Source organism: Streptococcus sp. S1, from assembly GCF_034137685.1.
Lineage (GTDB): Bacteria > Bacillota > Bacilli > Lactobacillales > Streptococcaceae > Streptococcus > Streptococcus dentalis.
On sequence record NZ_CP139418.1, the window covers coordinates 1,706,481 to 1,718,770 of the forward strand.

General features: G+C 41.9%; 11 protein-coding genes. 2 read left to right on the forward strand and 9 right to left on the reverse strand.

What is annotated here, in order from left to right; genetic code table 11:
- Window positions 1-63 precede the first annotated feature (63 nt).
- The 5 genes from SM121_RS08335 to SM121_RS08355 all read right to left on the reverse strand — a co-directional run bounded on the left by SM121_RS08335 (window position 64) and on the right by SM121_RS08355 (window position 5,322).
- Window positions 64-1,014: a competence protein CoiA family protein gene (locus tag SM121_RS08335; protein ID WP_155168935.1), complete on the reverse strand. Its 951-nt coding sequence runs from the start codon at window positions 1,012-1,014 to the stop codon at window positions 64-66.
- A 73-nt stretch (window positions 1,015-1,087) separates the two neighbouring features.
- On the reverse strand, window positions 1,088-1,669 hold the full coding sequence (locus SM121_RS08340; RefSeq protein ID WP_155168933.1) for a lipoprotein: 582 nt from the start codon (window positions 1,667-1,669) through the stop codon (window positions 1,088-1,090).
- Window positions 1,670-1,836: 167 nt separating this feature from the next.
- Window positions 1,837-3,009 carry an MFS transporter gene (locus tag SM121_RS08345; protein WP_195487053.1) on the reverse strand — a complete coding sequence of 391 codons (1,173 nt, stop codon included), beginning with the start codon at window positions 3,007-3,009 and terminating at the stop codon, window positions 1,837-1,839.
- Between the two features lie 70 nt (window positions 3,010-3,079).
- Window positions 3,080-4,426, reverse strand: coding sequence for a DUF1958 domain-containing protein (locus tag SM121_RS08350; RefSeq protein WP_320910840.1), 1,347 nt, complete (start codon window positions 4,424-4,426; stop codon window positions 3,080-3,082).
- A gap of 188 nt (window positions 4,427-4,614) precedes the next feature.
- The gene (locus SM121_RS08355) at window positions 4,615-5,322 is read right to left on the reverse strand and encodes a glucosamine-6-phosphate deaminase (protein ID WP_151378885.1); all 708 of its coding nucleotides are present in this window, start codon (window positions 5,320-5,322) and stop codon (window positions 4,615-4,617) included.
- Window positions 5,323-5,629: 307 nt separating this feature from the next.
- On the opposite strand from SM121_RS08355, the gene queA reads away from it, so the two are divergent.
- Both queA and SM121_RS08365 read left to right on the forward strand, forming a co-directional pair.
- Complete coding sequence (queA, locus tag SM121_RS08360; RefSeq protein ID WP_320910841.1) at window positions 5,630-6,658, forward strand: tRNA preQ1(34) S-adenosylmethionine ribosyltransferase-isomerase QueA; 1,029 nt, start codon at window positions 5,630-5,632, stop codon at window positions 6,656-6,658.
- An 11-nt stretch (window positions 6,659-6,669) separates the two neighbouring features.
- Window positions 6,670-7,140 (forward strand): arginine repressor, encoded by a 471-nt coding sequence (locus SM121_RS08365; RefSeq protein WP_320910842.1) that lies wholly within the window; start codon window positions 6,670-6,672, stop codon window positions 7,138-7,140.
- Window positions 7,141-7,169: 29 nt separating this feature from the next.
- Here the strand turns inward: SM121_RS08365 and SM121_RS08370 are convergent, their stop codons facing one another.
- From SM121_RS08370 to argF, 4 genes are all read right to left on the reverse strand, one after another.
- Window positions 7,170-8,504: a dipeptidase gene (locus SM121_RS08370; protein WP_151378887.1), complete on the reverse strand. Its 1,335-nt coding sequence runs from the start codon at window positions 8,502-8,504 to the stop codon at window positions 7,170-7,172.
- Window positions 8,505-8,521: 17 nt separating this feature from the next.
- Complete coding sequence (locus SM121_RS08375; protein ID WP_320910843.1) at window positions 8,522-10,033, reverse strand: YfcC family protein; 1,512 nt, start codon at window positions 10,031-10,033, stop codon at window positions 8,522-8,524.
- Window positions 10,034-10,157: 124 nt separating this feature from the next.
- Window positions 10,158-11,102: a carbamate kinase gene (gene arcC / locus SM121_RS08380; protein ID WP_049514058.1), complete on the reverse strand. Its 945-nt coding sequence runs from the start codon at window positions 11,100-11,102 to the stop codon at window positions 10,158-10,160.
- A gap of 85 nt (window positions 11,103-11,187) precedes the next feature.
- A complete protein-coding gene (argF, locus tag SM121_RS08385) occupies window positions 11,188-12,204 on the reverse strand; it encodes an ornithine carbamoyltransferase (protein ID WP_223363472.1) in 1,017 nt (338 codons plus the stop codon).
- Window positions 12,205-12,290: the final 86 nt, after the last annotated feature.

Sequence of the window (12,290 nt, forward strand, 5' to 3'; positions counted from 1 at the left end):
TCCTCCAATGGTTCTATTTTAGCATAAAAATGAACATTTCGGGAGGATTTCTATCTTAGAAAGTTAGCTTTTCTGTTGAGCATAAAAACGTGGGGGATAAAGGATCTGAACGGGTTGGATCCCTTGCGACTGATAATAGACCATAAATTGCTGGTAGTAATCTTCTACATCCTCTTCAATTTGGAGCAAGTTCTGTGAAAGGATCGGACGACAAAGAGGATAAAAGAAATCCAGCCCCAGTTCCATCAGATGGTGTCCCTGCAAATAGAGTTCTTCCTGAAGCTTCAGCCACTTTGGATGACGATAAAAGAGTTGCTGCTGTATATACGTTAAAAATGTACGATCGAGCTCGACTGCCATTTGCTGCATGGGTTGCGAAAGATAAGGGGTCCGTAAGACTTCCAGTAAAGACCTTTGACCAAAAGGGAAAACTTCTGTTTGATAATGCAATCGCCCTCGTAAATCCTCATGAATGAGGTATTGCAGACGTAGCTCTTTCTTTGTCAGATCCAATTCCCAAAGATGGAACCCTCGATTCTGACTAAAATAAAGAAAGCCAGCCTGTAGCTTTGTTAGTCTTTCCTTGAGCCACAACTTTTTACCAAGTAACCAATAGACCTGGTAACCGTTGGATCGATAAGCATCGCTCCTCTCCTTCAAGCGTTCTAAAGATAGGGAGCTGCACTGCACTTCCAAAGCTAAGTTCTTGTCTACTACCAAAAGATCGGCAATTTGTTGAAAGTCTGCTAAATAACTTTCTACCTCTGTATTAGATTCCTTAGAGGCCCAATCATAAAGACAAGCTTTCAATTCCAGATGTTCAAAACTCTCAGCTTCGTGATGATAGGGACAATGCTGTAATTTTATATGAGCAAAATGAGCCCGTAGAACCGAGCCATTTTTTAGACGCACTGGACTATGACAAACCAAGCAATAGAAGGGACCTTCTGTCACAGGCGGAATCTCCTCCATACAATTCCAGCGCTCTTTATTTTTATCCATGGCAATAAACATAGCCCCACCTCCTCATCTATATCATTCGAAAAAAATAAGAAAAAGGCTGGAAATTTCCAACCTTTTTTTGCTATTATTCGTCAGAATCTGAGTCTGAATCGTCACTAGAATCATCAGCAACAGGAGATTTACTCAATTCTTTCTGCATATCTTTCATCTCTTTGCGAGTACTTTCCAACTCTTCTCGAGCATCTTTCAAGCTTTCGATCAGAGCTTCACGGTCTTCTTTAGGAACGACAGTACTATCTGAACCGATGCTTTCCAAGCTTTCATTAAAGATATCTTTTTGGTTTTCTAATCCTTGCTTTAAGGTACTAATCATTGCATCGTATTGTTCTTTTGCAGAACCTGTCACAGAAGTACCTGCTTCTTCAGTAATAGAAACAGATTGATCCATTAATTTTGCAAACAACTTTTTAAAGTCTCCAACTGTTTTAGCCTTGCTGATTTCAGCGTCTGTTAAGAGGCTAGAAGATGAAGTCTCTTCTGAATCTGTTGAGGTATCCTTGCTTTTTGAAGTGTTGGCAGATTTGCTCGTCACTTTAGTAGTTGATTGACTATTTGAAGTTTCCTTCTTTGTGTCTTGTTTGTTTGAACAAGCAGCTAGGGAAACAATCGTCAAAAGAGCAGCTGTCGATAAGATCATTTTTTTCATAAAATGGTCTCCTTTATATTTATTTTACCTCATTCTACCATCGAATACTTTGATTGCCAAATCAATTACTAGTTCTTAATAATATCAAAAAAGCCGGACAAAACACTGTGAAATCAGTGTTTCTGTCCAACTCCTCGATGATTAGTCATACAATTGTAACAATTTCATTAGTCTACTTTGCCACCAAAAAGGCCGTGAGCCTTCCCTTGGGGCATTTTTAAGGCAAAGCTCAGCAAAAAGACGATCCCTACAACCCCTGCTAAAAAGAAACTCATGACTTGGTAACCGCCTCTTTCAATACAGAGGGCTGCGAGGGGTTGTAAAAGAATGGTTCCTAAATAACGAGCTCCTTGGACAATGGCCATAGCAAGAACCAAGTCTTTGCCATTTACCTGTTGGGCGATAAACCGTAAGGAGACCATAATCAAAACCATCCCTGTTGTATGCTTGGCTAAAAGAGTCAAAAGCACTTTTAAGAAGACAGGACTTGGAAGAGCGTAGACAACATATTGAGCAAAAATAATCCCGATTGGAAGAGCGATCAAAACCCGTAAAGGCCAGTGGTCCATGAATCGATCAGAGAAAAAGATCAAGGGAGCTTCCACTACGACGGAGATAGCCACAACTGTTGAGGCAATATGAACTGGTAGACCACTATCCATGAGTAGCTCAGGAATATAGGTATGACCAATATTTCCAACCCCTGAAGCCAAGCCAATCAAAATGATAAAGAAGAGGTAAGGTCCATTGTGAAGAAGGGGACGAATAGAAACTGGCTCTTTAACCTTTTCTTCTTTTTTCTCTCTTGTCTTCATCCGAACGGCACTTAGACAGAAAATGCTGAGTACAATGGTGATCAAAACCGTATAATAGACAGCTTGGGGGCTAAACTGATGATAGACCCAGCCGGCTATTTGAACACCGACCGAGTAGCCAATGGTTCCCCAAACGCGAATCTTCCCAAAAGCGTATGGACTTTGCGTTGCAAAAACTTCCATCATGGGAGCTGTCCCATTCAAACAGACTAGAACAATTCCGTAAAAAACGGTCAGCCAAAAGAGATTGGGGGCCCAAAGAAAACCGAAGACACCACCAATGATCACACTCAGACTGAGGGTCGTCATTTTTACGATTCCAAATCGCTCATTGATATAACCAAAGAAGGGTTGGGCTACCATGGATAAGAAAAAAGCAACCGATACCAAGGTCGACACTTGGGTTGCACTATAGTGCTTTCCCATCAAATAGACGGAAATGAGGGTCGTAAAGAGAGATGTGGACATAAAATAAAAACTATAGAGCAACATATAAGCCGCATAAGAATTTCGGAATTTTTTCATATGAATCCTTTCTAAAAATATCGGAATGAGACAATGACAAAACCCAACTGACAATCAGTTAGGTTTTATTTTACTCTTTATTATAGCGCTTTTGAGCCTCTTTTTTGCGTCTCTCACGACTTTGTTTTTCAATCGAGAGAATGATGACAAGAATGAGAATTGGAATCAAGATCAGGAAGTGATCCAGCGAAAGCCATTTACTGTGCTTAGCCGTTGTCTTTTTCCCACTTGCTGTTTCTTTGACAAGCTCTGGCTTGGCCCCTTCTTCTACCTTCATATCATCTCGGATACCTTCAGACAAGGTGTAGAGATCATTATCTACTGTCAGATAGCCATTTTTTACCGCAAGGGTCGGTTCTTTAGCACCTTTTTTGACCGTTGCATAGAAGGGTTTTTCGAGTCTATAGGTCTTGCCGTCGATCTTCTGGACACCTGCATCCAACAATTTTTTATAGCCAAAATCTTTATAGGCTTTTTCGATCAAAGCATTTCCAAACGGGTGACGGTAGTATTCCCCATCTTGATCTGCCCAATCTCCTACGCCCATAATGACAGCAATTAAGCGCTGATTGCCCCGTTTGATGGTCGCGATATAGTTGAAGGCTCCACGAGGACTTGATCCAGTTTTTAAACCATCCACACCTTTCAAAGCATACTTGGCTCCTGGCAATGAATAATTGTAGGTATCAAAGGTTTCCTCATACGGAGTCCCTTTTTTGACCGTAACTTGTGCTTGATTGGTATAGTTTAAAATATCTGGGTATTTATTGATAAAATGATAGACCAGAATTCCTAAATCACGCGCAGTTGTCTGGTTAGCAGCGTCATTTGGATAATTGTTTACCGGATAGTAGCCTTGCAAGGTGGAGATGGCTGCCCCACTCGGGTTATTCCAGACCGTATTGGTCATCCCTAATTCCTTAGCCTTGGCATTCATGCGCTCGATAAAGGCATCTGGATCATTGTTGGACATGAGATTAGCCAACATGAGGGTCGACACATTTGAGGATGGAACCACTGTCATGGTAATCAACTCCGGAATTGTATAGTCTACCCCAGCAACAATATTATTGTTGGAGATCTCATAGATCTTTCCGATTGCTTGGTCTGAAGCGGTCGCCTTGATCACTGTATCCTTACCAATCTTGCCACTTGCCATATCTTCAAACAAGAGATAGAGCGTCATGAGCTTACTCATGCTTGCAGGATCTCTGGGTTCATCGATATTGTCTTTCCAAAGAACATTTCCCGTATTTCCGTCAATAATGAGCGAAGAATGCGGGCGGTTAATGGCTTGGACATTGTCATTTGGATACATCTTTTGCGCCATATCCACCAATTCATCCGCACTCGCTAGAATTGGCTGACACAAGAGACTCAGAAGGAGGCAAATATGGATCAAATATTTTTTTATCATAAACGTTTCCTTTATAACAGACTATTCAGCTGGGAGCTAAAACAAGCTTCTAGCCCTCATGCCCTTTCCTCTTGTCTCCCAGTAGATGAAAAGAGCTAATCCCAGCAGATAATTACTTGTATTGTACCATACTTTAAAGCAGAAAAAAACCTATCTGACCCGAATAAATCGGCGATAGGTCCTTTTTTTTATCGACTTAACAAGCTCAAGGCTTCCTTATCCGCAATAATGGTCACATTTGGATGTCCTTGAAGGGCACTAGCTGGCACTTTTTCTGTTCTTTCACCTTCTACCGTACCTTTGATCGCTTGGGCTTTTGATTCCCCATAAGCAAACAAAACAATTGATTTCGCAGCTAAGATATTGGCAATCCCCATCGAAATGGCTTGAGTTGGTACATCTTCGATCTTATCAAAGAAACGAGAATTGGCTTCAATCGTAGAGTCATCCAACTGAACTAAGTGGGTCTGACTGTCAAAGGATGTTCCTGGCTCATTAAAACCGATATGTCCATTGCGCCCAATACCTAAGATTTGGAGGTCCACTGGATGGTCTTCGAGTATTTTGTTATAGCGGATGACTTCCTGATCGGCAGATTCTTCTACACCTGATGGGAGAAAACTTTCTTTGAATGGTTTGGCATCAAAGAGATTCTTCTCCATGAAATAACGATAAGATTGAGGATCATCTCCCGTCAACCCTACGTATTCATCTAAGTTAACACTAATTAGGTTAGACAGATCCAAATCACTTTCACGAATTTGTTTATAAAACTCAAGGGGACTGCTTCCAGTCGCAAGACCTAAGGTTTGAGCACCTTTCTGTAATGTTTCTTTCAATATATCAAAGGCAACTTTTCCACCCTCAATTTGGTCCTTTACTTCAATAATTTTCATTGGATAGTCCTCCTATTTCTCTATGCTTTTATTATATGGTATAGACCAATTTTTGTCAAGTGAAACCGCTATCTTTTTCTGGCGTTTTTTTCATTTTCAAGTCGATTCGTGATATAATGGAAGGTATGATTGTATCACTATTATTCATCATTTTTTTGATCGGACTCCTTGTCTTTCTCTTATCTTTCTTGATTCATCAAAGAAAGATTCTCAAGGTCCTGATCTTTTTGATGGGAATCTGCCTGATGCTATTAGCTGTCGGGACTACCATCTATCTACTCACAAATTTATTATAAAAGGAGCGCAAATGAATACCAACGACTTTGACTTTGATTTGCCCGAAGAACTGATTGCCCAAACCCCTCTTGAAAAACGAGATGCCTCTAAACTCTTGATTCTCGATCGAAAAACAGGGCAATTCCAAGACCGTCATTTTGATGCCATTTTAGATGAATTGGAGCCAGGAGATGCTCTTGTCATGAACAATACGCGTGTTCTACCTGCCCGCCTTCATGGAGTCAAACTTGAAACAGGTGGTCACGTCGAATTCCTTCTCCTTAAGAATACACAAGACGACTGTTGGGAAGTCTTGACAAAACCTGCAAAACGCTTAAAGGTAGGTGCCACAGTCAGCTTCGGAGATGGTCGCTTGACCGCAACTGTTGAGGAAGAATTAGAGCACGGAGGTCGCATCGTACGCTTCCATTACCAAGGGATCTTTTTAGAAGTTCTAGAAAGCCTTGGCGAAATGCCACTTCCTCCCTATATTCATGAAAAGCTTGCTGACCGCGAGCGCTACCAAACTGTTTACGCCAAAGAAAATGGTTCTGCTGCAGCTCCAACGGCAGGTCTTCATTTCACCCAAGAATTGCTCCAAAAGATTGAAGCAAAAGGGGTTCACCTGGTCTATTTGACCCTTCATGTGGGCCTAGGAACCTTCCGTCCAGTATCTGTGGACAATCTTGAAGACCATGAGATGCACTCTGAATTTTACCAACTTTCTGAAGAGGCTGCTGCTACCCTTCGTCAGGTAAAAGCTGCAGGGAAACGTATCGTAGCCGTCGGAACGACTTCTATTCGGACCCTTGAAACGATTGGTAACAAATTTGATGGAGACATCCAGGCCGATTCAGGTTGGACCAATATTTTTATCAAACCAGGTTATGAATGGAAAGTCGTCGATGCCTTTTCAACCAACTTCCACCTTCCAAAATCAACTCTGGTCATGTTGGTTTCTGCCTTTGCTGGCCGTGAATTAACCCTCGAAGCATACCACCATGCTATTCAGGAACGCTACCGGTTCTTCAGTTTTGGGGATGCTATGTTCATCAAGTAAAGGAGTCACTCATGAATAAAATTGAAAGCCGCCACCGCTTGATCCGCTCTATTATTTCTGAGCGTAGGATTCATACCCAACAAGAACTTCAAGAAGCCTTAGAGGCCAATGGCGTTCTCGTTACCCAGTCCACCCTTTCACGGGATGTCAAATCCTTGAATCTAGTAAAAATTAACGAGGGGGATAGTTCCTACTATGCCATGAACACCATCGCTCCTTCCCGTTGGGAAAATCGACTGCGGATGTATATGGAAGATGCCTTAGTCATGTTGCGGCCCGTTCAAAACCAGGTCGTTGTAAAAACTCTTCCAGGTCTTGCCCAATCCTTTGGAGCTATCTTAGATGCATTGGAACTCCAAGAAATTGTAGCCACCATCTGTGGAGACGATGTCTGTTTGGTTATCTGCGAAGACAATCAAGGAGCTTTGGATTGTTTCGAAAAATTAAAAGAATTCACCCCACCCTTCTTCTTTAGTAAATAAAAAGTTTGGAAACCAAGTTTCCAAACTTTTTATGTTGTAGCTAAGCGTTGAATGGCTTCTCGATAGATTTCCATCGCAGCATAGAGATCGTCAATTTTTGCTCGTTCATTGGCTTGGTGCTCGGTCTGTTCTGCACCTGGGAAAAGAGCCCCAAAAGCGACACAATTTTCCATGGTCCGCGCAAATGTCGCACCACCAGAAGACATGGCTGGCGTCTTATCACCAGTTTCTTCCTGATAGACTGCCATCAAAGAGCTGACTAAAGGACTATCCAAAGGAACATATAAAGGAGCCAAATAATCAAACTCTTCATATGACAACTGATAACTAGCTGCAATTTCTCGCAAACGAGCTACTAAGGCATCCTTGTCTGCTAAGACGGGGATCCGGATATCAATCCCGATTTCCGATTGTTCTTGATCGATGACAAGGGTCGCAAGATTGAAGGAAAGATCGCCACTTGGTTCATCTGTAATTCTGCCAAATAGAGCTTCTCCCGTTGCATCCTCACCAACAGCATCTGCGATAAAGAGCAAGGCTGGGTGGGGTTGGATGAGGGATAAACTTTCCGCTAAACCGACAATGGCATTCACTCCTTCAGCTGCATCTTTAGAGTGCTTGGAAACACCCAAAACTGTTACAGAATCTTCTGTTTGGCTATACTGAACCCCACTTTGATCCAAAACAGGAAGCAACTCTTCCAAACGATGACCAGCATAAGTCGCCTTGTCTGGAACAACATTGAGGGCCTGACCAGCCTGTAAGGGAAGATCGTCCCAACCTGGACCATGCAATTTCACTTGTAATAAGCCTTTTTCAGCATAGGTTAATGGGAAAGAGGAATCCGGTGCAAATCCAAGATTTGCTTGCTCTTCGATTTGGTTGTAGCGATTCATACAGCGCCACAAGGTTTCTTCATCCGTTCCAAAGATAAAGCGGATTCGTTTGGTAAACTGGATACCATCATCCAGCAAACTCTTAACTGCATAAAGGGCAGCGAGGGACGGCCCCTTGTCATCCTGCACACCGCGACCTACTAGATAGTCACCTATAACAGTCGCTTCAAAAGGTGGCGTTTGCCAATCTTGTAAATCACCGGCTGGAACAACATCCAAGTGACAAAGAACGGCCAGGAGTTCTTCCCCCTGACCGATCTCTGCATATCCATAGTATCCTTCAGGATCTATATATGTTTGAAAACCTAATTCTCGAGCAAGCTCTAAGGTTTTTTCTAGGACATCTTGGATAGCTTGTCCAAACGGTGTTCCATTTTCCCCTTCATTTAATACAGAAGGGTAAGAAATGATGGTTTGGAGCGAGTTTAAAAACTGCTCTTTTACATCGTCCTTTATTCTATTTTTCATGAAACACCTACTTTATGCTATTGCAAGAATGGAACCATTGTTCCTAGTAGAAGAAGGGCAATGGTGATCACAACAATCGCTACGACCAATTTACCCATGAATTTCCACCATGCACTCAAGTCAATACGTCCAAGAGCAAGAGCCCCCATTACGATACCTGAAGTTGGTGCGATTAAGTTCAAGACACCAGATGCAGATTGGTAAGCTGTGACAATCAAGCTACCTGGTACATTGACGAATTTACCAAGAGGTGCCATGATACCCATTGTTGCGCTGGCAAGACCAGACGATGATGGGATCAAGAATGACATTGGCAAGTAGAAAATGTAAGTCAAGACAATGAACAATTGAGATGAAAGACCTTTAAGTCCTTCTTCACCCCAGTGAAGAATTGTCGCAGTGATCATACCGTCGTTCATGATGACTTGGATACCACGTGCTACCGCTACGATAAGAGCAACACTCAAGAGGTCAGCTGCACCATTCATGAAGGATGAAATGATTTTATCTTCTTTCAAGCCATAAATGATACCAACAAGGATTCCCATAAAGGCAAAGAGCATAGCTGTTTGAGGGAAGTACCATGTACCAAGAGCATCTGTGTTACCGATCAATTGACCAAGCACTGGAACTTTATGGAGAGATTCGTTAAAGTTTTCAAAGAATGTAATACCCAAATCTTTGAATGGGATAAATCCAGCAACCATGATAACGAATGTTGAAATGAAGACGAGCAAGACACGTTTTTGTTTCTTGTTCATTTGTGAAGGAATTTCTTCGCCACTATCAACGTTGAAGTGTTTCAAATCTTCTTCACGAGTTGCATAGGTGAGAGATTTGGTTGGGTCTTTTTGAACCTTATCTGCATAACGATATACATAGTATGTGCTAAGGGCTGTCAAGACAATCCAGAAGATTACACGGAGCAAGAGACCTGAGGCACTTGAGATACCTGCAGTGTCAGAAGCGATAACTGTTGCAAATGGGTTCAATGTTGACGCCAAACATCCGATTTGTGATCCTAAAAGGATAATGGCTACCCCTGTTAAGCTGTCAAAACCAACGGACATCATAACAGGTACAAGAAGTGGATAGAAGGCCATGGTTTCTTCACCCATACCATAAGTTGTCCCACCAAGGGCAAACAATGGCATCAAGATCAAGATCAACATTTTTTCGCGGCCTTTGTATTTACGAACGATAGAAGCAATCCCTACATCAAGGGTACCTGTTTCGTTCACAACTCCAAGGAAACCACCGACCATCAAGATGAAGAAGGCTACGTCAATCGCTGCACTAGTTGGTGCTTTACCAAGCATGGCATTGATCGGAGCCATCAAGACATCCCAAATCCCTTGAGGATTTTGTTTCACAGATTCATAACTACCTGCGATGATGGCACCAGATTTATCAACCTTGTATTGACCAGCTGGAATGATCCAAGTTAACACTGCCATAATGGCAATGATTATCAACAATACGGAAAAAGATGAAGGCATCTTAAATCCTTTTTTCGTTTTTTCACTCATTTGTCTTCCTCCTAACGCAACAAAGTGTGAGTGATGTTTTACAAGAGTCTCTTGTAAAACGCTTACCTATAAACTTATTCTATCACAATAAGCTTTAAAATACTAGTTTTTTCCTAATTTTTCATTAGTCTTTTTGGATGATTGTTCCACTTTCAGACTCAATCAAAGCTCCAAGGTTTTCAAGGGATGTAATAACTGCTTTTCCTTCTGGGCGACCGTTTACAAAGGCAATGGCAGCTTCTACTTTAGGAAGCATGCTTCCTGGTGCAAATTGGTCTTGTTTGATATATTCTTCCAATTGAGCCACATTAACATGTTCCAATTTTGCTTGGTCTGGTTTGTTGTAGTTCACAAAGACATAATCGACACCAGTCAAGACGATGAAGAGGTCTGCTTCTACTAATTCAGCCAAACGTTGAGATGCGAAGTCTTTATCGATTACCGCTTCAACACCAGATAGGCTACCATCTGCTTCTTTCACAACTGGGATACCGCCACCACCGGCTGCAACAACGACTTGACCGTCGTTCAACAAAGTACGAATGGTATTGATTTCTTTGATATCCACTGGTTTTGGTGAAGCCACAACTTTACGCCAGCCACGACCAGCATCTTCTTTGAAAGTTGCACCTGATTTTTCAGCTTCTGCTTTTGCTTCTTCTTCTGAGTAGAATGGGCCAATTGGTTTGCTGAGGTTAACGAAAGCTGGGTCGTTCTTATCAACAACGACTTGTGTTACAACAGAAGCCACATCTTTTTCAATTCCTTCTTCAAGAAGAGCATTTTGAAGAGCATTTTGAAGCCAGTAACCAATGCTTCCTTCGGTCATAGCAACTAATGAATCAAGTGGGAAAGCTGGGTTCTTTTCAGAATCTGCAGCCAAGTGTTGGAGCAAGAGGTTTCCTACTTGAGGACCATTCCCATGAGTGATGATCAACTCATCCCCATTTTTGATTAATTTAACTAAGTGTTTAGCTGTTTCTACAAGTGCTTCTTGTTGAGCTTTTGCAGAAGGATCAGATGAGAGAATAGCATTTCCTCCCAAAGCAACGACGATTTTTCTTGACATGAATTTTCCCTTTCTATAAAAAATAGGGGCAGGACTAAAGCTAGCAGTCCAGCCCCTATAGCTGTTGGTATACGGTTATAAAGTCTTAAACTTTTGGAATGTACAAGTTACCAAGAGTAGCTGCCATAACCGCTTTGATGGTGTGCATACGGTTTTCAGCTTGGTCAAAGTGACGAGCATATTTGCTACGGAACACTTCGTCAGTAACTTCCATTTCTTCTACGCCGAATTTTTCAGCAACATCTTTACCATAAACAGTGTTTGTGTCGTGGAAAGCTGGCAAGCAGTGCAAGAAGATCAAGTCTTCGTTATCAGCTTTCTTAACCAATTCCATGTTTACTTGGTAAGGTTTCAAAAGGGCAACGCGTTCTGCAAATTTGTCTTCTTCACCCATAGATACCCAAACGTCAGTGTAAAGTACATCTGCACCTTTCACAGCTTCATCAGCATCTTCAGTGATCAAAATATGAGCGCCACTTTCTTTTGCGAATCCTTCTGCCAATTCAACAATTTCTTGTTCTGGGAAGAGTTCTTTTGGAGAGAAGATGTGTACGTTCACACCAAGGATTGCACCTGTTACAAGAAGGCTGTTTGCAACGTTGTTACGTCCGTCACCACAGTATACAAGTGTCAAACCTTCCAAACGCCCAAAGTTTTCTTGAACAGTCAAGTAGTCAGCAAGCATTTGAGTTGGGTGCCATTCGTCAGTCAAACCATTCCATACTGGAACACCTGAGAATTCAGCCAATTCTTCAACCATGCGTTGGCTAAATCCACGGAATTCGATACCATCAAACATACGTCCGAGAACTTTTGCAGTATCTTCTGTAGATTCTTTTTTACCAAGTTGGATATCGTTTGCACCTAGGTATTCTGGGTGAGCACCAAGGTCGATGGCTGCAGTAGTGAAGGCTGCACGAGTACGAGTTGAAGTTTTTTCAAACAAAAGCGCAATGTTTTTACCAGCAAGGTAGTGGTGTTCGATGTTGCGTTTTTTAAGGTCTTTCAAGTGAGCTGAAAGTCCGATAAGGTATTCTAACTCTGCACGTGTAAAGTCTTTTTCTGCTAAAAAGCTACGCCCTTGGAATACTGAAGTTGTCATTAATTATCTCCTTTAATTATGCATGATAGGATCCTGTCATTCAGTTTAGAGGGCTCAGTTTAGACACTGAGCCCGTCTAACCTGAA

Excerpts from the sequence above, each read along its gene's own strand:
- SM121_RS08335 (WP_155168935.1), bottom strand. The coding sequence starts at position 1,014 with ATGTTTATTGCCATGGATAAAAATAAAGAGCGCTGGAATTGTATGGAG.
- SM121_RS08340 (WP_155168933.1), bottom strand. The coding sequence starts at position 1,669 with ATGAAAAAAATGATCTTATCGACAGCTGCTCTTTTGACGATTGTTTCC.
- SM121_RS08345 (WP_195487053.1), bottom strand. The coding sequence starts at position 3,009 with ATGAAAAAATTCCGAAATTCTTATGCGGCTTATATGTTGCTCTATAGT.
- SM121_RS08350 (WP_320910840.1), bottom strand. The coding sequence starts at position 4,426 with ATGATAAAAAAATATTTGATCCATATTTGCCTCCTTCTGAGTCTCTTG.
- SM121_RS08355 (WP_151378885.1), bottom strand. The coding sequence starts at position 5,322 with ATGAAAATTATTGAAGTAAAGGACCAAATTGAGGGTGGAAAAGTTGCC.
- queA (WP_320910841.1), top strand. The coding sequence starts at position 5,630 with ATGAATACCAACGACTTTGACTTTGATTTGCCCGAAGAACTGATTGCC.
- SM121_RS08365 (WP_320910842.1), top strand. The coding sequence starts at position 6,670 with ATGAATAAAATTGAAAGCCGCCACCGCTTGATCCGCTCTATTATTTCT.
- SM121_RS08370 (WP_151378887.1), bottom strand. The coding sequence starts at position 8,504 with ATGAAAAATAGAATAAAGGACGATGTAAAAGAGCAGTTTTTAAACTCG.
- SM121_RS08375 (WP_320910843.1), bottom strand. The coding sequence starts at position 10,033 with ATGAGTGAAAAAACGAAAAAAGGATTTAAGATGCCTTCATCTTTTTCC.
- arcC (WP_049514058.1), bottom strand. The coding sequence starts at position 11,102 with ATGTCAAGAAAAATCGTCGTTGCTTTGGGAGGAAATGCTATTCTCTCA.
- argF (WP_223363472.1), bottom strand. The coding sequence starts at position 12,204 with ATGACAACTTCAGTATTCCAAGGGCGTAGCTTTTTAGCAGAAAAAGAC.